General features: G+C 39.6%; 18 protein-coding genes and 1 pseudogene. 8 read left to right on the top strand and 11 right to left on the bottom strand.

Annotation, left to right across the window (positions count from 1 at the left end; translation table 11 throughout):
* Positions 1 to 40: 40 nt before the first annotated feature.
* The 4 genes from arsJ to PUND_RS16055 form a co-directional block, all read right to left on the bottom strand.
* Positions 41 to 1261: an organoarsenical effux MFS transporter ArsJ gene (gene arsJ / locus PUND_RS16070; RefSeq protein WP_010389411.1), complete on the bottom strand. Its 1221-nt coding sequence runs from the start codon at positions 1259 to 1261 to the stop codon at positions 41 to 43.
* A 15-nt stretch (positions 1262 to 1276) separates the two neighbouring features.
* Complete coding sequence (locus PUND_RS16065) at positions 1277 to 2290, bottom strand: ArsJ-associated glyceraldehyde-3-phosphate dehydrogenase (RefSeq protein ID WP_010389412.1); 1014 nt, start codon at positions 2288 to 2290, stop codon at positions 1277 to 1279.
* 22 nt (positions 2291 to 2312) lie between these two features.
* Positions 2313 to 2666, bottom strand: coding sequence for a metalloregulator ArsR/SmtB family transcription factor (locus tag PUND_RS16060; RefSeq protein ID WP_008108943.1), 354 nt, complete (start codon positions 2664 to 2666; stop codon positions 2313 to 2315).
* Positions 2667 to 2851: 185 nt separating this feature from the next.
* Positions 2852 to 3280, bottom strand: coding sequence for an organic hydroperoxide resistance protein (locus PUND_RS16055; RefSeq protein ID WP_010389414.1), 429 nt, complete (start codon positions 3278 to 3280; stop codon positions 2852 to 2854).
* A gap of 130 nt (positions 3281 to 3410) precedes the next feature.
* Between PUND_RS16055 and PUND_RS16050 the strand changes: the two genes are divergently transcribed.
* The 5 genes from PUND_RS16050 to PUND_RS16030 all read left to right on the top strand — a co-directional run bounded on the left by PUND_RS16050 (position 3411) and on the right by PUND_RS16030 (position 9725).
* Positions 3411 to 3899 (top strand): MarR family winged helix-turn-helix transcriptional regulator, encoded by a 489-nt coding sequence (locus PUND_RS16050; protein WP_010389415.1) that lies wholly within the window; start codon positions 3411 to 3413, stop codon positions 3897 to 3899.
* 348 nt (positions 3900 to 4247) lie between these two features.
* Positions 4248 to 5594 carry an N-succinylarginine dihydrolase gene (gene astB, locus PUND_RS16045; protein ID WP_010389418.1) on the top strand — a complete coding sequence of 449 codons (1347 nt, stop codon included), beginning with the start codon at positions 4248 to 4250 and terminating at the stop codon, positions 5592 to 5594.
* A gap of 128 nt (positions 5595 to 5722) precedes the next feature.
* Positions 5723 to 6721, top strand: a complete 999-nt coding sequence (locus PUND_RS16040; RefSeq protein ID WP_010389419.1) for a DUF4382 domain-containing protein — start codon at positions 5723 to 5725, stop codon at positions 6719 to 6721.
* 56 nt (positions 6722 to 6777) lie between these two features.
* Entirely contained in the window at positions 6778 to 7455 is a 678-nt protein-coding gene (locus PUND_RS16035; protein WP_010389420.1) for an SDR family oxidoreductase, read from the top strand.
* A gap of 182 nt (positions 7456 to 7637) precedes the next feature.
* Positions 7638 to 9725, top strand: a complete 2088-nt coding sequence (locus PUND_RS16030; protein WP_010389421.1) for a bifunctional diguanylate cyclase/phosphodiesterase — start codon at positions 7638 to 7640, stop codon at positions 9723 to 9725.
* Between the two features lie 37 nt (positions 9726 to 9762).
* Here the strand turns inward: PUND_RS16030 and PUND_RS16025 are convergent, their stop codons facing one another.
* The 7 genes from PUND_RS16025 to PUND_RS15995 all read right to left on the bottom strand — a co-directional run bounded on the left by PUND_RS16025 (position 9763) and on the right by PUND_RS15995 (position 19106).
* Positions 9763 to 10560 carry a response regulator transcription factor gene (locus tag PUND_RS16025; protein ID WP_010389422.1) on the bottom strand — a complete coding sequence of 266 codons (798 nt, stop codon included), beginning with the start codon at positions 10558 to 10560 and terminating at the stop codon, positions 9763 to 9765.
* A gap of 120 nt (positions 10561 to 10680) precedes the next feature.
* Positions 10681 to 13608 carry a TonB-dependent receptor gene (locus PUND_RS16020; RefSeq protein WP_010389424.1) on the bottom strand — a complete coding sequence of 976 codons (2928 nt, stop codon included), beginning with the start codon at positions 13606 to 13608 and terminating at the stop codon, positions 10681 to 10683.
* A 241-nt stretch (positions 13609 to 13849) separates the two neighbouring features.
* A complete protein-coding gene (locus PUND_RS16015) occupies positions 13850 to 14665 on the bottom strand; it encodes a TlpA disulfide reductase family protein (protein WP_010389425.1) in 816 nt (271 codons plus the stop codon).
* Positions 14666 to 14819: 154 nt separating this feature from the next.
* Entirely contained in the window at positions 14820 to 15539 is a 720-nt protein-coding gene (locus PUND_RS16010) for an SIR2 family NAD-dependent protein deacylase (protein WP_010389427.1), read from the bottom strand.
* 281 nt (positions 15540 to 15820) lie between these two features.
* Positions 15821 to 16066: a YfhL family 4Fe-4S dicluster ferredoxin gene (locus PUND_RS16005; RefSeq protein ID WP_010389428.1), complete on the bottom strand. Its 246-nt coding sequence runs from the start codon at positions 16064 to 16066 to the stop codon at positions 15821 to 15823.
* A 10-nt stretch (positions 16067 to 16076) separates the two neighbouring features.
* Positions 16077 to 17462 (bottom strand): prephenate-dependent tRNA uridine(34) hydroxylase TrhP, encoded by a 1386-nt coding sequence (gene trhP, locus PUND_RS16000; RefSeq protein ID WP_010389429.1) that lies wholly within the window; start codon positions 17460 to 17462, stop codon positions 16077 to 16079.
* 318 nt (positions 17463 to 17780) lie between these two features.
* Positions 17781 to 19106: a methyl-accepting chemotaxis protein gene (locus PUND_RS15995; protein ID WP_010389430.1), complete on the bottom strand. Its 1326-nt coding sequence runs from the start codon at positions 19104 to 19106 to the stop codon at positions 17781 to 17783.
* Between the two features lie 269 nt (positions 19107 to 19375).
* Between PUND_RS15995 and ndk the strand changes: the two genes are divergently transcribed.
* The 3 genes and pseudogenes from ndk to pilW all read left to right on the top strand — a co-directional run.
* On the top strand, positions 19376 to 19807 hold the full coding sequence (gene ndk / locus PUND_RS15990) for a nucleoside-diphosphate kinase (protein ID WP_008111339.1): 432 nt from the start codon (positions 19376 to 19378) through the stop codon (positions 19805 to 19807).
* Between the two features lie 183 nt (positions 19808 to 19990).
* On the top strand, positions 19991 to 21121 hold the full coding sequence (gene rlmN, locus PUND_RS15985) for a dual-specificity RNA methyltransferase RlmN (protein WP_010389431.1): 1131 nt from the start codon (positions 19991 to 19993) through the stop codon (positions 21119 to 21121).
* A gap of 114 nt (positions 21122 to 21235) precedes the next feature.
* Positions 21236 to 22135: pseudogene (gene pilW / locus PUND_RS15980) on the top strand (type IV pilus biogenesis/stability protein PilW); the annotation flags it as partial.
* Between the last annotated feature and the right edge of the window lie 93 nt (positions 22136 to 22228).

Raw genomic sequence — 22228 nt, 5'->3', positions numbered from 1 at the left:
AAAATAATATGGATAACTTAATCTCATAACCAACGACCATTTAACTTTGCTTATTTAGTCGCAGAGTCACTAACACAACAACAAAAAGCAAGCTAACACTTACCCACAAGCAAGCTTGTAATCCATATAGTTTATACACTAATCCTGAGAATACTGTCCCAACCAGTCGACCGGTTGCATTAGCCATGTAATAAAAGCCCACATCAAGTGATACTGCATCGCTTTTAGCAAGGCTGACTATAAGGTAACTATGTAAAGAGGAATTAACTGCAAAGGCCGCACCAAAAACTAACAAACCGATGAGCAAACTAATATGAATAGCAATATTAAACTGCATGAGCACTGCTAATATAAAAGTCACCCCCGTTAAAGCAATGGCCCAGTAGTATGCCTTATTAAGCACATCGATTTTATTAGCCGAATTACCGGTTATTTTAGGGGCTTGTGACTGCACAGCTCCATAGGCAATAACCCACAGTGCCATAAAACCACTTACCCACCAATGATCCCAGTTAAACTGAGCGGCCAAATAAACAGGTAGCGCAACTACAAACCATACATCACGTGCAGCAAATAAACATAATCGCGCAGCACTGAGTAAATTAATGGCTCTGGATTTTGAAAATAACTCCTTAAATTTAGGCTTATTTTTGGCTTTACCCATATCACCTTTTAAGTAAATAAGGCTAACCAACCAAGCAACGCCTAATAAAGCAATCAGGACAAATAATGCGCCTTTAAAACCCACTAGAGTTAATAGTAACCCACCTAAAAAAAAGCCTATGCCTTTGAGCGTATTCTTTGAACCGGTTAGTAACGCAATCCATTTATATAGTTTACTTTGCCCTGTTTCGTCATCAGGCACTAAATACTTAATTGCGCTTTTAGCACTCATTTTATTCAAATCTTTGGCAATACCACTGAGCGCTTGTGCAGCCATAACGTAAAAAACGCCCAGCCAATCACTAGGTACACATAACATAGCTAAGGCAACAAGCTGTATGCCTAAGCCAATATTCATGGTTTTATTTAAGCCTAAATGCGCGCCAAGCCACCCCCCCACTAAGTTAGTGATCACCCCAAACACTTCATAAAACAAAAACAGCATAGCGATGGCAAGTGCATCATATCCTAGCTGATGGAAATACAGCACCACCAGCATTCTCAGCGCCCCATCGGTTAAAGTAAACGCCCAATAATTACCGGTAATAATTAAATATTGTTTTATCGCTTGAGGTAAATCACTAAGTTGAGCAAACATGGTTAATACCTTGGGCTAATTAACTACATCACTTTTTGCTACTTTTAGCATAAGTTCGGCGGTACGGTTTGCATATCCCCACTCATTATCGTACCAAGCATATAATTTAAGCTGGGTATTATTAATCACCATGGTAGAAAGCGCGTCAATAGTACAACTACGCGGATCGGTTTTATAATCAATAGACACAAGTGGCTTCTCTTCATAACCTAAAATCCCTTTTAATGTGCCCTCTGCAGCCTGATAAAACCACTCGTTTACTTCATCTTGCGTAACACCGTGTTCAAGCTCAAATACACAGTCGGTAATTGATGCATTAGTAAGTGGTACACGAACAGCATGGCCATTAAGTTTCCCTTTAAGCTCAGGGAAAATATGCGTAATAGCCGTAGCACTGCCTGTTGTGGTGGGAATTAAACTGGTACCACATGAGCGAGCTCGACGTAAGTCTTTATGTGGGGCATCAATAATAGTTTGGGTGTTAGTTATATCGTGAATAGTAGTCATAGAGCCGTGTTTAATACCCACTTTTTCTTGTAGTACTTTAACAATTGGCGCTAAACAGTTTGTTGTACATGATGCCGCTGTAACAATTTTATGCTCATCAGGATTATATAAATCATCATTTACGCCCATCACTACATTTAAAATACCGTCTTCTTTCACCGGTGCAGTCACTACCACACGTTTTACACCTTGAGCTAGGTAGTGATTTAATAATTCGGTGGTTTTCATCACACCGCTGGCTTCAATGACTACATCGCAATCTGACCAATCAGTATCATCAATGTTTTTATTATTAGTTACAGCAATGGTGTGTTTACCTACACTAAAGCTGTGCGCTGATGCTGTTACATTGTGTGCCAAGCGCCCATGTACTGAATCAAATTCGAGTAAATGTGCATGCGTTTTAGCATCGCCAGCAACATCATTAATTTTAATAAATTCAATTTCAGGCCAATCAAGTGCAGCACGCAATGTTAAGCGCCCCATACGGCCAAAACCATTAATCCCTACTTTAATTGTCATAATAAATACCTTTAAAAGTTAATTAACAGCAGTTTGCTGCACGCTCAGGGCGGTTACCCATTGCATTGAGTCGATTTAAATCATCGTTATAAAATTCAATATTAGCGCTACGGGTTTGTGCTAGTACATTTTCAGCCCACTCTGGTAGGGCTTTATTAATACTGTAATACACCCATTGATTTTGCTTACGATCGCTCAATAAGCCACATTGCCTAAGCTGGGCTAAATGACGAGATACTTTAGGCTGGCTAAGCTCAAGGGCAGCCACAAGCTCGCATACACATAATTCTTGCTCATGGCTAATTAGCAGCATGGCTTTTAAGCGCGTATCGTCAGCTAAGCATTTATAAAACTGTAGTGGGTTGAGTTGTTCCATAGCGTCCTCGTTTGGTTTATGCACATACAATAAAACAAAAAACAAACATATGGAATAGTGAATATATGAAATTTCGAATGTAACTGAATTTATCTATTTTCAATTCATTTAAAAATATAGTAGCGAATAAAAAACACGCGATGATCACTCATGGCGTGTTTTTATAAACAATATAAAGAGGTAAATTAAATAACTGAAAGTTCTACCTCAATATTACCGCGTGTTGCGTTTGAGTATGGGCATACTTGATGTGCTTTATTTACCAGCTCTTGCGCCGCTGCTTTGTCCATATCACCTAGTGATACAGCAAGTTTTACAGCAATACCAAAACCGCCTTCAATAGCACCAATAGACACTTCAGAGTTAATGTAAGTATCGCTTGGTAAAGCAACTTTTTCGCTACCGGCTACAAATTTAAGTGCGCCAATAAAACACGCTGCATAACCTGCTGCAAATAATTGCTCTGGATTAGTGCCTTGCCCATCGTCACCACCTAACCCTTTAGGCGTTGATAAGTTAACATCTAAACGACCATCATCCGATTTAGCTACCCCTTCACGTCCGCCTGTTGCCCTAGCTTTTGCTGTATAAGCTACATTTTGTAATACATTCATAGTGAACTCCTAAGATTTAAAATTTTCAAATTAATTACTTTGTATACAAAATAATAGAGCAACTAAATTCTGATTGCAATTACTTTGCATGCAAATTAAAATAAGCTATCTTGAAATGAAGGGTAATGCGATGTCGTTTGAACAGTTAAAATTAAAAAATCAGTTATGCCATCGTTTATATATGGCGTCTAACAGCATAGCCCGTGCCTATCGGGAGTCTCTAACAGAGCTTAACCTTACCTATCCTCAGTATGTTGTTATGATGGCGCTTTGGGAGCAAGATGAAGTAACCATCGCCGAACTAATCGATAAAACCGCAATTGATGGTGGCGCGCTTACTCAAATATTAAAAAAGATGACCAGCAAGTCACTGCTTAACGTTATAAAGGACGAACACGATAAGCGTAAGCGTTTGGTGCAATTGACTCACACCGGCCAATCTTTAAAACTTAAAGCTGCTGATATTCCAAAAACAATTTTCTGTAAATTTGACAGTATCGACACTAACCAAGCACAGCAATTAATGCAGTTACTCGATTTAATCGTTAGCGACTTAAGCACCCAGACTGAAGATGAAAGTGTCGATGCTAAAGACAGTCCCAAGTTAGTGCAAACCTAGCGTAAATTTATCCAATGTGGTGCTTAAGCTTTTTTATAGTTCAGTTATAAAAAATTAACTTATTGATTATTATTCATAAAATATTCAATTAACAATTGGCATACTTCTTCCTTCTCTCTTAATGACGTTAGCAACACCAAGGAAAAGTTATGTCTAATTTATACAACACTCTTTATTTTTTATGGCGCTTAGATATCACAGTGTGGCAAGTAAATGAGCCAACAAATACGCATACCACCAGTGAAAAAGAGCGTATCTATTCGCGTTAAACTATTTTTGAACAGACTTTGCAAGCTACCTCATAGCGTTGTATTGTAAAAGACTATTTAATTGGTTAGTGGAACGTGTATGCATGCTTTAGAAGTTAATTTTGACGGCTTAGTCGGCCCTACTCACAACTACGCAGGTTTGTCGTATGGTAATGTTGCTTCGTTAAATAACGCGGCGAGTTTTTCAAATCCGCAAGAAGCTGTATTGCAGGGCCTGGCTAAAATGAAAGCTATGCATGATAAAGGCTTAACCCAAGGGGTTTTTGCTCCTCATGCTCGCCCGGATTTAAATGTACTTCGCCGTTTAGGATTTACTGGCAACGATGCGCAAGTCATTAATAAAGCTTTTAAAGCTGATCCTATTTTATTGCGCGCCTGTTACTCTGCCTCTGCCATGTGGACCGCTAATGCAGCCACCATATCGCCTTCACCTGATACTAACGACGGCAAGGTACACTTCACTGCGGCTAATCTAAATAATAAATTTCATCGCTCTTTAGAGCCAAACACCACTACACGTTTGCTCAAAGCGATGTTTAATAACGAACAATACTTTGCACACCATTCACATTTGCCTGAGCAAGGTTTTTTTGGCGATGAAGGCGCAGCAAACCATACCCGCCTATGCGACAGTCATGGTGAAACAGGTCTGGAGCTATTTGTATTTGGTGCAAGTGCCTTTAACAGTAAACTTGTTAAACCCGTTAAGTTCCCTGCTAGGCAAACTTTGGAAGCGTCTGAAGCCATTTGTCGATTACACAATATAAAAGATACCAGCCAAATACTATTACAACAAAACCCTGATGTGATTGACCAAGGGGTGTTCCATAATGATGTAATTGCAGTGGGTAACGCCAATGTTTTATTATGCCATCAACAGGCGTTTTTAAATCAAACGCAAGCATTAGACGATATCCGAGAAGCCTATGTAGGTAACAAACAGCTTTATATTATTGAGGTGCCAACCAGCAAAGTGAGTATTCAAGATGCTGTCAGTAGCTATTTATTTAATAGCCAACTGGTTAGCCTTAGTGACGATGCAATGTTGCTCGTTGCCCCACAAGAATGCCAGCGCAACCCTGCTGTAAAAGCGTATATTGAAGAGCTAATTGTTGCCGATACCCCCATAAATCAAGTGCAGTTTTTTGATTTGCGCCAAAGTATGCAAAATGGTGGTGGGCCTGCTTGTTTGCGATTACGAGTTGCATTAAACAGCCACGAATTAGCAGCGGTAAATCCTGATGTGATCTTAAATGAGCAAAAGTATACTCAATTATGTGATTGGGCTACTCGCCATTACCGAGATAAACTTGGTGCCAACGACTTTGCAGACCCTGCTTTACTTACCGAAAGCTACCAAGCCCTTGATGAGTTAACACAATTACTGAGCTTGGGATCAGTTTATCCCTTCCAATTAGAAGCCTAAGCTTTTTTTTATAGGGGGAAGATACACAGTATTTAAATCTTCTTCCTGTAATTAATAATTTTAATTCAATTTAGGTTAAGTTTTTGTATCTATACTGAGTGATACTTTAAAGTATTTGGAAACCTAACATGAACTTAAAATCAACATTACTTAGTAGCGCCGTCTTATTAGCATTAACGGGTTGTGGTTCATCAAATGATGACTCCCCTATTACTCCTACCGATCCGCAAAAATCAACGTTCAGTTTAGGAGTTTCAGATGCGCCAGTAACAGGCTTAAAAGCGGTTAATGTAGTTTTTGACTCTATCACCCTTCGTTCACAAGGTGGCGAAGATTTTAGCTTCGAAACACGTGAAGCCAGCGATTCAACCGAAGCTGAAATGGTTAACTTATTGGATTACACTGGCGATGATATTTTTTCCTTACTAGAGGGCGAAGACGTACCTGCAGGTGAATACGCGTGGATACGTGCTGATGTAATTAATGGTGATATAAACAACCTAACCGAAACTTCGCATGTTGTTTATGAAGATGACAGCATTGCACCGTTAATCGTAAAACGAAAAGGCAATGACGGAATCGGTGAGATTCAACTTGATGGTTTTACTCTGAATCAAACGGACAACACTTTTGTACTTGAATTTGATCTTAAAAAATCGTTAGTTGCGCCACAAAGCGGTAACGAAATAGTATTAAAACCACGTGGAGTTCGTCTTGAAAACCTTGCTGAGTCACAAGATATTGAAGGTACAGTAAGCGAATCACTTTATGCAAATTGTGAAACCGATAACATTGAGGTTGCCGCTGAAGATGGTTCATTCGGCCATGCTGTTTACTTGTATAACAGTGATGTAGAGCAACCACTTGATAATTACGAAGTCACTGAGGGTGAAACCCCTGTAGACGCACCATTAGCTACTGCAAATGTGGTACTTAACAATGAAACTAGCCAATATGAATTTGAACTAGCATTTATTACGCCTGGCGATTATCAGCTAGGTTATACCTGTAACGCGCATATTGATGATGCCGAACTACAAGATGAAGCGTTTAACCTATATCAAGTTAAGCCGGTGGCGGTTGTAGCCGGTGAAGATACCGAAGTGACATTTGATATTGCTCAGTAAGCATCAACTTTATAAATTCTAGCCCGCACCTGCGGGCTTTTTGTTTTGGAGGAACTATGACACATAAAGTAATTTTAATTACCGGTGCCTCTAGTGGTATTGGCGAGGCGACCGCTAAAACATTAGTTAATAATGGTCACAAAGTAATATTAACTGCGCGCAGTGAAGATAAACTCAATAAACTAATTGATGAGTTAGGCCATGAAAGTGCATTTAGCGTTTCAGCCGATGCCACTCAGTTTAGCGAGCTTGAGAGTGTAGTAAGTAAGGGCATTGAAAAGTTTGGGCGATTAGACGCAGCATTCGCTAACGCGGGCATGGGTGTGTCATCACCAGGCACAGAGAATGGCGATCCCCAAGAGTGGTCAGCCATGGTTGATCTTAACATTAAAGCGTTGTTGTGGACCGCAAAACTCACCTTGCCTCATTTACGTGAAAACCAAGGGCATTTTATTTTAACCAGCTCTGCAGCAGGAAGAAGACCCATTGACGGCTCTATATATGGTGCTACTAAATGGTTTGCACATGGCTTTGGTCAAAATTTAGCAGAGGAAATGAAACCCTGGCATGGTCGCTGTACCACTATTGCGCCAGGTATGGTAAATACGCCTTTTTTTGATGAAGCAAAACCCGATAAGCTCGACCCACAAGATGTGGCCGATGCGGTATTATTTGCTATTGAGGCCAACCAGCGTAATAACGTACGCGAAATCTATTTAATGCCCACCAACTAACAAGATAATCCAAAGGCCAATCTTTATTGGCCTTTGCTTTAAAAGTACTTAATTGTGCTTTGTTAAAATTACTTTCGACTAAATCAATGAAAAGTCACACATTGAAACCTCCCTTACCATGCTAAATCTCAACTTTATGTCTAATATATAAATAAAGTAATTCAATAACTGGAACCCATTTAATGGATCCCCATAAAGCCCATAATATGCCAGCCCATCAATATGTTACTAATGATCCGTTGCATCAACTATTTGATGCAGTCGATTCTATATCGGTGCAAGGTTATGATGAGCAACGGCGTGTAATTTATTGGAATAAAGGCAGTGAATTGCTTTATGGGTATTCGCAACAGGAAGCCATTGGCAAAAAACTCGAAGATTTAATAATACCCACACCAATGCGAGAGCCCGTAATTGAAGCCCATAGTAATTGGATTAAGCATGATATTGAAATTCCCGCCTCAGAGCTTATCCTCAAACATAAAGAGGGTAATGATGTGGCTGTATTTTCAAGCCATGTTATGTTTACTAATCAATACAATACCAAACAAATGTACTGTATTGATATTGACCTTTCTGAGGTTCACAAGGCACAAGCAGAAGCCACATTTAATGCCAGTATGTTGAAGACTATCTTTGAAGCCATTCCCGACTTATTTTTTGTACTAGAGCAAAATGGCATCATTGCTGATTACCATGTTAATAATAGTAAGGACCTGTATATTTCACCTGAGCAGTTTATTGGTAAAAAAATGATTGATGTACTGCCTGAAAAAGTAGCGGAAAAATTTCAAATTCATATAGAAAAAACAATAGCTCAAAACAGTATGGTCAGTTTTGAATATGAATTGAGCATGCCTGAAGGCGTAATTTATTATGAGGCGAGATTGCGCCTACTGCCCAAAAAAAACCAAATCATGGTGATTATTCGTGATATTAGCGAACCACACCGCTCAGCAGAATTGATCCGTCATCAGGCTCTCTTTGATAGCTTAACCGATTTGCCTAACCGCTTTTTGTCTTTAGATCGCTTGTCACAAATATTAATGGAAGTACAAAAGAGTCATGAAAAAGCCGCGGTGTTTTTTTTAGACCTTGATGACTTTAAAAAAGTGAATGACTCATTAGGGCATGAAGTAGGCGATAAACTGTTAATTGCAGCAGCCGCTAGATTACAGCAAACACTAAAGCAAAATGACACTGTCGGTCGATTAGGGGGGGATGAATTTATTGTTTTAATATCCAGTTTAAACGATGAAAATGATGCTTTAGCAATTGCTGAGCGGTTACTTCAAGCATTTAGAAAACCCTTCAAGCTCGAAGGCAGAGACTTAATACTGACATTAAGTATTGGTATTGCGATTTCTCCCAAAGACGGTACGTGTGCCTCGGTGTTGTTACGTAATGCCGACACCGCTATGTACCAAGCAAAAGCGATGGGGCGCAATACCTCCTCTTTTTTTACCCCGCAAATGAACGTTGCTATGCGCCGGCGTTTTGAAATAGAAGAGCAAATGCATGGAGCCCTGGAGCGAAACGAATTTGAGCTTTATTATCAACCGCAAATAGATGTAAAAACAAACACCATCATTGGCGCTGAAGCCTTGCTACGTTGGCATAATATAGTGTTAGGGGAAATCACCCCTGATGAATTTATTCCCATTGCAGAGCAAACAGGCTTGATTGCGCCTATTGGTTTATTTGTTCTTCAACAAGCCTTACGCTTTTTGAATGAATGGCAATCAATTAACCAGCAAAACTATACCATGGCGATTAATTTATCGCCGCGCCAATTCAGAGATCCGGAACTGGTTAATATAATTAAACATACTCTACATAAAAATAGCATTAATAATGAATGCTTAGAGCTGGAAATTACCGAAGGGGTACTAATGAATAGCCAAGCCTCAATTCATGATGCCTTAGTGCAAATTGATGAGCTGGGCATAAAACTGTCAATGGACGACTTTGGCACAGGCTATTCATCATTAAGTTACTTACGAGAATACCCTTTTGATGTGCTAAAAATTGACCGTAGCTTTATTGCAGGGATAACAGATAACAAGGCCGACTGTAATTTAGTAAAAGCGGCCATAGCTATGTCACACAGCCTAGAAATAAAAGTAGTTGCAGAGGGAGTAGAAACCAAAGAGCAGCTAGATTTACTCAACGAGCTAAACTGCGATATTGCTCAGGGGTTTTATTTAAGTAAGCCCTTATCTGGTGCCAAGTTACTTAATTTTTCATTACATTACTGCAAAGCGACTTAAAAGCACTTTAGTTAAAAAGTGCTTTTACAGCTGCGAGTTAGCTCATGATTTTAAAAAGCAAATCGCGCACCGTTGCAGGTTCAAATGGTTTGTCACAAATGGCATCCACACCGGCTTGAGCAATATTAGCTAAATGAGTATCGTTGGCCTCTGAGCTCACCATCAGAACTGGAATATGTGAGTAAGCATTCGATTTTCTAACGGTTTCAGTTAACTCTTTACCATCCATTTCTGGCATATTGTAATCTGTAACAATTAAATCGAATGATTGATTATTAAGCATTTCAATCGCTTGTTTACCGTCTTCAGCCTCTACAGGTTCAGGAATACCCATTCCCGCTAGCACTCGTATTATATGTTTTCGTGCAAAGCGACTGTCATCAACCACCAACACACGAAGTAAAGTGACATCAAAGTGCTCTAGCTCCACCTCTTGCTCGCTAATAATATCCAGAGTCGCTTTAAGCGCACGGGTGATCTCGTCGGCATTAAACGGTTTAGGTAAAATAGCTAATACGCCCGATTGCCTAAGTTGCTCTAAATGGCGCTTATTACGTTCGCTCGACACCAGCATAAACGCCTGCTGCTCAGTATTACTATTACTGCGTATTGCCTGTAATAAAGAGTCTGCAGTACCGTCGCTAAAATACATACTGCTGATCACCAAGTCAGGGTGATACTTTGATAAAGCGGCCAGCGCATTTTCTTGAGTGCTGGCCGTTTCAATTTGTGTAACACCACACTGAGCCAGTGATTTTTTTATTAGCTTTTGTTGCACTTCAGAAGGCTCAACTAATAAAATAGATAAGTTGGCTATTGCCGTTAAATCACTCATTTCAATCCTGTTAATATTAATTAAATAATTTTTATAATGCTCATTATAAAGTAATAACTTACAAGAAAAAGCTAAAACAGCAACAAAACAGCTTGTTTACCTAAACTCAACAAACTCAGCTTAAAAACGATAGTTTATGCCCGCATAATATCGTCTACCCGAATAGCTTGAGTTTAATAACCGAGACTCTGTATCGTTACCCAATCGGGTTACTGGCTCAGATTTAGTTAAATTTATCACAGCGGCTGTTAGGCTCAAGTCTTCTAATAAAGTAATTGATGCATTTACATCAACTTGCTCGTATGGGTCTTGATACACGTTTAAACCACTATTTAAACCCAACACGGTTTCACCCCGCTTGTTGTAAGAAGCACGAATATTAAAAGCATCTCCCTCATAATATATCGAGGTATTGTACTGGTACTTAGCACTGCCAATTAAAGGCGATTTACCAAACTCTTTACCATCTACTTCTACATCGGCCTTATTGGTTTTGTTATAGGTGTAATTTGCATAAAAGCCAAAGCCACTATCAAAGGCATGCTGTATAAATACTTCCGCCCCTTTAGATACGGCATCAGTGCCATTGCCTACAGTGCTATATGGCGACACAGTAATATTTCCTGCCTCAACTATGCCCTCTTTACCTGCAAAATCTTGTTGTACGTCAATAACTAAGGGAACAACAAAGTTATCAACAGTTTTATGAAATAGTGCTAAACCAACGGCAGAGCCTTCGCTGTAATAATATTCAATAGATAAATCCGCTTGCACCGACTCAAACGGTTTTAAGTTTTTATTACCGCCACTGCCACTAAAACCCGGAATTTCATTAAATTCAGCTCTGTCGTCGGCCCACTCATCTGAGACAAACGTAATGCGTTGTTGTGCGCCTAAATCGGCATAATCAGGGCGAGACATTACTTTTGCAATCGCGCCGCGCACAACAATATCTTCGCTGGCATCCCATGCAATATTAAAGCTAGGTAAAATTTGGGTATCGGTATTCTCTTGAGTAATGAGTTGATAATCTTCAACAAATCTATCGTCTCCGGTTACCGCCTCCCCGCTTTCATCGTCAGTATGATCCAGCAAATATGTGTATAGATCGGTTGATGATGTCATGGTTTTCGTGCGTACAACACGTACCCCTAAATTACCGCGCACGCTATCAAATTCAAAATCACCTTGTAAATAAAATGCCGCTATTTGCTCTTCAATATCATAAATGAAATTATCTTCTTTACGCGTATACGGAACATAATTACTGGTCACAATATCGCGGTATTTATCCCAATCAATGCCAGGCATTTGGTTTATGTTAAAACCACCCGCAATATTACCTTCGTTGATAAACACATCTTGTGCTAGTGGCATACCGTTATTCCACTGGTAACTATCAAAGCGTGTGATCCCACCCTTACTGGCTTCTGCTGCGGCAATATCAAAATTAGGATCTAAAAAGAAGGTATTACCGGTTTCGCGGTGAAGCGTAGCTTCTCGATACTTAACCCCAGTTTTAATTGTTCTTAAAATGCCCCAATCGGTATAAATATCAAAATCAGCTTGGTAGTAATCTTCTTCAAGTTCACTACGCACAAAACTTGAATTTGACGAACCCGGATCGCGCCCACCACCCACACCATTGAGTAAGTTAGCTAACGTATTTGGATCTATATTTAAACTAATATCGTTCTCATTAATTTTCCAACCCGCTGTTTGCGAGGCATTTTCTATGCGGTTTTCATTTTCACCCGCGTTAGAACTTTTATAGGCTGCTTCCCAACTCTCTTTCGGGCCACCTTCAGAACGTGTATTACCCGCCACAAAACGGGCTTTGAAGTAATCACCTTCGTAGGTTAAGTTGAGATCAAAAGTGTCAGAGGTTGACTCTTCACGCACATAGCTGCCTCGCATCCACGGCAATTGCATATCATTTTCTATGCCACTTGCAGCTGCATCAAATTGCATTCCATTAACTATCGTGCCTGACTCATCCAAACTTACATCGGTTAAAAAGTCAGGATTTAAAGACCACTCAGGTATATCAATCACCGACTCAGTTCTATTTTTATCAAGTGAAAATCCAAAATAGTTAAAACCAATTTCTACTCGGCTAGTTGGGCGCCACTGCGTGCTAAATTGTACCCCTTCTCGCTCACGTAATTCGTTTACAATTGAACCTCGAACCACTTGAGGGAACCAGACATTATCATAATTATTGCCCTGAGAATCGCTTACTGAGCCCCACTGATTATTATTTTCAACCGGTGCGCCATTAACATCAACCGGGTTTTCACCGGCAAAGCGCCACACATTTGCATCGGTGCCACCCGAAAGAGTTCGGTTAGTGCGTTTTTGTGAGGTGTAACCAAACAACACACCAAAAGTATCAGCATCGTTCTTCCAAGAATAAAGTGCGGTTACTTGCGGCTCAGATTCTTCAGTCACATCGGCATAAGTGCTTTCAATATTAATCACCCCTGAGTTTGCATCCATACTTAGCGGCTTACGACTATGCATTAATACCGTGCCGCCCACTCCACCTTCATCTAAACGTGCCTCTGGTGATTTATACACTTCCACGCTTTCAATCATGGCTGAGGGGAGTAATGCATAATCAAACGAACGAGATGGCTCGCCTGGTGATGACGCAATAAAGTTACCATTTAACTGAGAAAAGGTGGGTTCAGATGATAACCCTCTAATACTTACCGATGAGCCCTCGCCTCCGTCACGGTCAATCACTACCCCTGGTACGCGTTGTAATGAGTCTGCGACATTTTTATCAGGGAACTTACCAATATCTTCCGCTGTAATCGCATCAACCACAGAGCTAGACAAACGTTTTATATCTAAATTAGCCGCCATACTGGAACGGATACCGCGTACCTCAATTACTTCCATATCTTTACTTTTTAATGCTTTATCTGCTGCTTCATCCGCATATGCATGATTAATCACAGACAAAATAGACATACACAGGGTTGATTTAATAAAAAGTGGGAGTGAGTGATGTGAAGCGTTGGTTTTCCGATGAGCGGTCATAGTTTTAACAGTTCCATTTAAAATACAGTTAATACTTAAAGATGATCGTACTAGCTAAAGATGGTACGAAAAAAGTAGCTGTATTTTACATAACCAAGCTTAATAGCTTGTTAATGCAAACTGATGAATAACTGAATACCTTGCCAATAAATAGTCAATTCAAATATAAACAAGAAGTTAAGCAGCAAAATAACTATTTAGCTGCTTAGGAAGGAGTAACTAGATCAAACAACAAACACTATTATTTGTTATCACTAATAGCCTGAATATAATAACCTAAACTCGCATGAGAAAGTTCTCCCATATGACTGGTGACTAACTCACCTTGGCTATTATAAAACAAAGTGGTTGGTAAGCCCGCAGCACCTGATTCGCGACTCACATTACTGCTTTGGTCAAAAAACACATGATTAAGGTCGAGTTGCTGTTCATTAAGGAACGCTTTTACCGTGTGTAAGTCTTCACCTTGATTGACAAACGCCACCGTAATATTTGGGTTATTTTTTTGAGCCGCTTGTAGCACCGGCATTTCTTTTCGACACGGCGGACACCACGACGCCCAAAAGTTAATAACCACCGGCTTACCTTTAAAGTTTTGTAAGTTAACTTGCTGGCCTTGAATGTTATGCACAACAGACTGTGGTAACTGCACACCCGTTTGATAAATAGACAGTGCAAAGTTAGGAATAATCATTGAACAAAAACCTACAAACCCAGCAATAGCGTAGTTTTTCATTACCGCTTTTTTACCACGCGCATAAAACGCTAAAACAACTATACCGCTGAGCCAGCCATAATAACCAATAAAGCCACCGTCGCTAATATTAAAAAGCTGCCACCAGTTACCTTGATAGGCATCCCACATGGTAAACACAAACGCTAAACGCGAGACTAGAAAGCCCACAACAATCGCTTTAAAGACTGTGTCTAAAATCGCTTTTTGTAATGGGTGTTGACGCGTCAATAAATAGGTAAGCCCCCAGAAAATGCCTAACCCTAAAAAAATAATTAACTGTGAAATAGAAATAACCAAAGGCCCAAGAGAAATACTTAACATTGCTACCGACTTCTTATAATGTATTTAAGTACCTAAAATAACGAGTACCAGCGTGAATTAAATGCCAACAATAACATAATGTAAGCTGTACTGATTATTAATAACGCATAATAAATTATGTATACCAGCAGCAATATATAACCTAGTTACCTAGTTAACCTTGTTGCTGTATGTACTCCAATGCAGTCATTTTTTTATAACTTACATTTGAGTGCAGTACATGAGTAGGTTCAGGGTCAACAATTTCAATTGGAATAGCATAATTACGTGCAATATCTAGTGCCATTTGGGTAATATTCACACTAAAAGAGGTTCCCATGAATACCATTTTATCAGCCGCAAGCATCCGCGATTGTGCTTCACTAATACGATAAAGCTCAGTGTAGTATTCATCAAATAACAACACATAAGGTTTTAATGATTGATTAAGCATAGGCTGCTGATTTTCAATTTTAAACAACTCCAGTAGTGAAGCATGTAAACTGCTTTCGTCTACGTTATCCCAAGGAGTTGTTTGTGGTGTAACATCATCCCCCTGATGGTGAAACAGCGTCATTTGATCAAGCCGACCATGAATCGCAATGTAATTTTTATTACCCGCCTTACCATCTAGCCCATCAATATTTTGGGTAATTAAGTTTTTATCACTAAGCCAATGATGCACTTCATTAGGGCCATGATTACGGTAAGTTGCAAAGCGATGATAATACCAAGCTAAAAACTCACTCGGGTTATTTTCATACATTGCGCGACTGGCCATTTCCATCGGCGTATAATTTTTACTACCAATGGTCCAAAAGCCATCCTCACCACGAAAAGTAGGAATGCCACTAGCGGCACTCACTCCAGCACCTGTAATGTATAACGTATTCATAAAGCCATCTCTTATTTTCAATAAACCTATAATACTTTATGACACTGTATATTTGAGGCTTCACTTTTTTGCTATTAAATTATTTTAAGCTACGGCCATATACTTAAATAAACACGGGTACCAAAGAAACTCTTTATACTTTTAGTTTCGCTTAAGTGCACTACAAAGCCTTCTTTAATTGTTGAGATATTGAGAACTATAACAACAATCACAGCAACTAATTAGTTACAATGCACTTAGCTTTCTAATAAAAACAGATCGTTAATCTACTTATTGAGCAACTAACCTAACAATCTCACATACTTTTCAGCCAGTTCGTCCACACTTTCTCGATGATTAGGGTCGGGCTTTATGCAATCTATCGGGCATACACTCACGCAAGTTGGCTTGTCGTAATGACCCACACATTCTGTGCATTTTTCAGGGTCTATTTGGTAAATTTTAGCGCCCATATAAATTGCTTCATTTGGGCACTCTGGATCGCACATATCACAGTTAATGCATTTGCTATTTATGAGTAGAGCCATGATTTACCCGTTAAACAGCTTGTTTGAAAGGATTGCGGGTGTCTTGGTTTTCATCCAAGTTGCGCATCAGTATGGCGTGCTCTAAATCGATAGTGTCAGGCAGTGGAATTTTTACGATATGGCCAGAGCCTTTAGCATCAGTAATACTTTCGCCTTTTTTGTTTTCCATACTCTCAAGGGTAAAGCTAATATTGCCTTTTGGCGTCATTAGCTCTAATGAATGACCAACACAAAATTTATTTTTTACATCTATTTCAACTAAACCATTAACATTACGACCAAGTACTTCACCTACAAATTGCTGCTTGGTAGAAACTGAATGGCCGTATTCGTAATTTTGATAATCTTGGTGGGCGTGGCGCTTTAAAAATCCTTCGGTGTAACCACGGTGCGCTAGGTTCTCAAGAGTTTTGAATAAATCAGCATCGAATGGTCTACCTGCAACGGCGTCGTCAATCGCTTTACGATACACCTGAGCGGTACGCGCAACATAATAAAATGACTTAGTACGCCCTTCTATTTTTAAGCTATACACCCCCATTTTTGTTAGCTGCTCTACGTATTGCACGGCGCGTAAGTCTTTTGAGTTCATGATATAAGTACCATGCTCGTCTTCAAATGCGGGCATGTATTCACCTGGGCGGCCTTGCTCTTCAAGCATAAATACATCGTTACTTGGCGCGCCTTCACCTAACGTAGGTATAACCGTTTTAGGATCGATTTTATGTACCATTTCACCGGTTTCGTTCTCAGTGCCAGGTTTAACATCGTATTCCCAACGACACGCATTAGTGCACGTGCCTTGGTTAGGATCGCGCTTATTAATATAGCCTGAGAGTAAACAGCGCCCTGAATAGGCCATACACAGAGCACCATGGACAAATACTTCTAGTTCTGTTTCTGGGCATAAAGAGCGAATTTCACTTATTTCTTCAAGCGATAACTCACGAGATAAAATTACCCGTTCAATCCCCTGCTTAGCCCAAAATTTTACGCTTGCAAAATTAACTGCATTGGCTTGAACCGACAAATGAATTGGCATATCAGGCCATTTTTCACGTACTAGCATTATTAAACCCGGATCGGACATGATCAATGCATCCGGCTTCATAGCAATTACTGGCTCTATATCACGTAAATACGACTTTACTTTCGCATTGTGTGGGGCAATATTAGACACTACATAAAACTTTTTATTTAGCGCATGTGCTTCGTTAATACCTAGTTGTAATGTATCTAAATCAAATTCGTTGTTGCGAACCCTTAAACTGTAACGAGGTTGGCCTGCATAAACAGCGTCTGCCCCATAGGCAAAGGCATAACGCATGTTTTTTAAGCTACCTGCTGGACAAAGTAGTTCAGGAATAAACGGGGTTGAAGAAGTAACTGCTGACATGTGCGCTCCATACATCGAACCGAGTTCAAGTCGGTTGCATGAATAATTATACCAACCCGCAATAATACTTAATCATTTTACGGGGCTAAACGTGTCGCTACCTGCGTTAAAAAAATCTCATTTAGAACAAATAAATAGCAATTTTTTTGCCTAGCTATCAACACGTTTTTCCAGCCTCAAAATAGACCACTTAATTAAGCGAATTGGTATTAAGGAAAATAAACCGCGCAAGTATAATGAGGGGGCAAAAGAGAAACCTTGATCAAGATCATCAAAATTTCTCTTCTACGATAATAAATGAAGAGCAGCAGATTTAAGTTATTTTTTACTGCTTAATTGGTTCGAGAATTGACTAACGGCATCAACAACTTGTTGCGCGCCTTTTTTAATATCACTCATTACATCACCAGATTCTTTGGAAAGGTCTAAGCCTTGTTGCGCTTTATTTTTACCTTGCTCAATTACAGCAACGGTTGATTGAGTTAAATTTTGGTTTTGCTGTACAACATCCACTATTTCTTCGGTAGCTTTACTGGTTCTTGAGGCAAGTAAACGCACTTCATCAGCCACCACCGCAAACCCACGGCCTTGCTCGCCAGCACGCGCGGCCTCAATAGCCGCATTAAGCGCCAATAAATTAGTTTGATCAGCAATGCTGCTAATACTCTGCACTATGCTCGCAATAAGTTGCGATTGTTTATCTAATGCTGAAATTTCTTGAGCAGCTTGCTCCATTTGTACCGACAATTCGTTCATAACCTGTACAGTTTTTTGTACCACCTCCGCGCCTTTATCCGCGTTATTGTCAGTTTCGATAGAGGTGCCATGCGCAATATTTGCCGCTTGCTCTGTAGCCAGTTCTCTTTCTACTTGATCAGTGATCACCGTGGCAAATTTTACTACTTTGTAGAGCTCATTGGCTTCATTAAAAATCGGATTATATGATGCTTCTAACCACACCTCATGACCGTGCTTATCAATACGTTTAAATCTGCTCGCAATAAACTCGCCATTGCGCAACCGTTGCCAGAAGACTTGATACTCTTTACTACTCGCTTCTTGCTCATCACAGAACATACCATGATGTTTGCCCACCACATCTTGTCTTGAATAACTCATACTTTTTAAGAAGTTGTCATTAACACGCAGAACCATACCCTGAGTATCGAACTCAATAACCGCTGTTGAACGATGCAATGCTTTGATTAAATCTTCGTTTTCTCTCGAGCTTTCAATTATTTGTGTAAGCACAGTGCAATGCAGGGTTAAATACTCAAGCTGACCTTGCTCATTTTTTATCGGGTGTAAAATACAGCGTAACCAATCTCGTTGTCCGTTTTCGTGAGATACTTGAATAGCGCCAGCAAAATGTTCGGCTTTACTTAACGCTTTTTTAAAGGCATGAAAATCAGCGTTATTTCTCGCATTTTCTGAAATGAAATCTAAAATGTTTTTATTAATTATTTTATTATTTGAGTAGTTAAACTCTCGCTCAAAGTTTTTATTTTGTCTTAAAATAGCGCCTTGTTTATCAAGCTCTAATACCAGCATTTCACTGTCTAAACTTTGCTTAACCTGCTCCCTCACAGAAAGCTTACTTTGTAAATCAGCAATTTGAGTTTTTAAAGGTTGGTTAAAAAACATATTTTTACCTTAAAGTTTGCATGTATTCTTCATGCATTTGGAGTCGATAGACGCATTGATAATCGCTATGACTAAAAAAATACAAATCAGATGTGGCACTAATTTATAAACTCATATTAACGTTATAGCCACTTTTTTAGTTCAGTAAGTATAGGTTGTTAAATTAAAATATTCGTCAACGTAGAATAAATTAGGTTTTTTCGACTAAAACGCGTATAATTCGCGCCCGTTAATATTCAACCTTTTATTTAAATTATTGGAGCACAAAGATGGCTTTAGAGCGTACTTTTTCAATCGTAAAACCTGATGCAGTTGCTAAAAACCACATCGGCGCAATCTACAACCGTTTCGAAACTGCGGGTCTTAAAATCGTTGCAGCTAAAATGGTTCACCTTTCACAAGAGAAAGCTGAAGGTTTCTACGCTGAACACAGCGAACGTCCTTTCTTTGGCGCTTTAGTATCTTTCATGACTTCTGGCCCAGTAATGGTTACCGTTCTTGAAGGCGAAAACGCTGTTCTTAAAAACCGTGAAATCATGGGTGCTACTAACCCTGCTGAAGCACTAGCTGGTACTTTACGTGCAGACTACGCTGATAGCATCGACGAAAATGCGGTTCACGGTTCTGACGCTGTTGAATCTGCTGCTCGCGAAATCGCGTACTTCTTCGCTGACGAAGAACTTTGCCCACGTACTCGTTAATTCGAGTTCACAGCTAACCCTGTGATGCAAAGTATGAAAAGGGCTTTCGAGCCCTTTTTTAGTCATTACGTAAAGTATTAGCCGTTTATTTATGATGTTTTACTTAATGATTATAGTGGATGAATTGTGTACAATTCGTCCTTGTAAATTTTTACCATCACCGCCACCGATTGAGGTTGTTACATGACCGAGCAAAAAAAGATTAACTTATTAGATTTAAACCGAGATGCAATGCGAGAGCTATTTGTATCATTCGGTGAAAAGCCATTCCGTGGCGATCAGGTGATGAAATGGATTTATCATTTTGGCGTAGATAATTTCGACGAAATGAGTAACGTAAACAAAAAGCTAAAAGAAAAGCTTAAAAATGAATGCGAAATTGTTGCACCAGAAATATCAGTTCGCCAACAAGCCAGCGACGGTACCATCAAATACGCACTCGTTTTAGAAGGCGGTCAAGAAGTTGAAGCAGTTTGGATCCCAGAAAAAGATCGCGCCACCTTGTGTGTTTCTTCTCAAGTGGGCTGTGCACTAGAATGTACTTTTTGCTCAACAGCTCAACAAGGCTTTAACCGTAACTTAAAAGTGTCTGAAATTATTGGCCAAGTATGGCGAGTAGCCAAAGATATTGGCCTTGATGGCAACAGCGAAAAACGTCCTGTCACTAACGTAGTGATGATGGGTATGGGCGAGCCGTTACTTAACGTTAAAAACGTGGTACCGGCGATGGAATTAATGATGGACGACTGGGGCTTTGGTTTATCTAAACGCCGCGTTACATTAAGCACTTCAGGTGTGGTACCTGCCCTTGATTTATTGAAAGAAAAAATAGACGTTGCACTGGCAATTTCACTGCATGCGCCAGATAACGCCCTGCGTGATATTTTAGTACCGATCAATAAAAAATACCCAATTGAAGAGTTTCTAGCTGCGTGTCGTCGTTACATTGACGGTTCAAAAGCCAACAAAGATGTGACTATTGAATATGTAATGCTTAACGGCGTGAACGATAGTACTGATCAGGCTCATGAACTAGTTAAAACGTTAAAAGGAACACCCTCTAAGGTAAACCTTATTCCATTTAACCCATTCCCAGGTAATGAATATACTCGTTCAAGCAACAGTCGAATTGATCGTTTCTCTAAAGTATTACAAGCTGCGGGGATTACCTGTATTGTTCGTCGTACCCGAGGAGATGACATTGATGCTGCCTGTGGTCAACTAGCTGGCGATGTTGTAGATCGTACGAAGCGTATGGCGAAAAAGAAAATGCGTGATGACAATGCAATTGCAGTGAATATTCATCAAGCCTAATTTTTTGAGTAATCAAGAGCCTTTGTGATATATCGTTTATTTTTAAATAAATGATGCAACACAAAGGCTTTGAGGTAAGATAGAGGTTATGGATATAAATAAAGAGACAAAGTAATGCGATCTTTACTTACGTTAGCACTATCAACACTGTTTTTAAGCGGTTGTGTTACCGAGAATAGTTACAACGGCAGCGATAAACCGGTCCTCGAGAATAAAATTAATAACGATGGTGCAGCTCGCACGCGCATAGCATTGGCATTACAGTATTTAAATACAGGCAATAACTCTCAAGCGAAATATAACTTAGAACGTGCCAGCGAGTACGCCCCAAACTTACCCGAAGTACACTACTCTTTAGCATACTATTACCAACAAGTTGGCGAGAACGGATTAGCCGACAAAGCCTATCAAAAAGCGTTGGCCATTAAGCCAAATGATCCTAACACCTTAAACAACTACGGCACGTTTTTGTGCAGTATTAATGAGTATGACCGCGCCACCGATCAGTTTTTAAAAGCGATTGAAATACCCAGTTATATTCGTGTAGCACAAAGCTATGAAAATTTGGCCCTATGTGCTATTGAGTTTAACGATTTCACTAACGCCGAAAGCTATTTTCAGCAGGCGCTAAACCATAGTTCGCAACGCGCATCTACATTAATAAGTTTAGCCGCTTTATATTACGCAAAAAGTGATTTATACAAAGCCAGTAACTTAATAAAACGTTATGACGATACCGCACAAGTTTCTTCTCGCGCTTTGTTGCTTGGCTATTTGGTTAAACAACGAATGGGTAAAATTGAAGAAGCAGAAAAAATTGCGACAACCTTATTACAAACCTACCCTAGTAGTATGCAAGCTAACGCTATTCGCGATAACCAGTTAAGACGAACAGAATTTGAAGTACTACGTGAAAAATATCGCCAAGCACAGTTAGATGAATTACAAGAAAGCAATAATAACAATCAAATTATTGCTGAGCCGAAAATAAAGGTTATTCGTAAAAAAAGCCCAGTACCGGCTTCAAATAGCGAAGCGTCAGGTGAGCAAACAAAAAAAATACGCTAGATAATTACACACCTTTTAGCTGTAAACCAAAATATAGCC

The organism is Pseudoalteromonas undina (assembly GCF_000238275.3).
Lineage (GTDB): Bacteria > Pseudomonadota > Gammaproteobacteria > Enterobacterales > Alteromonadaceae > Pseudoalteromonas > Pseudoalteromonas undina.
Note: the sequence above shows the minus strand (reverse complement) of the source record. Positions and strands in the feature narration are given on the sequence as shown.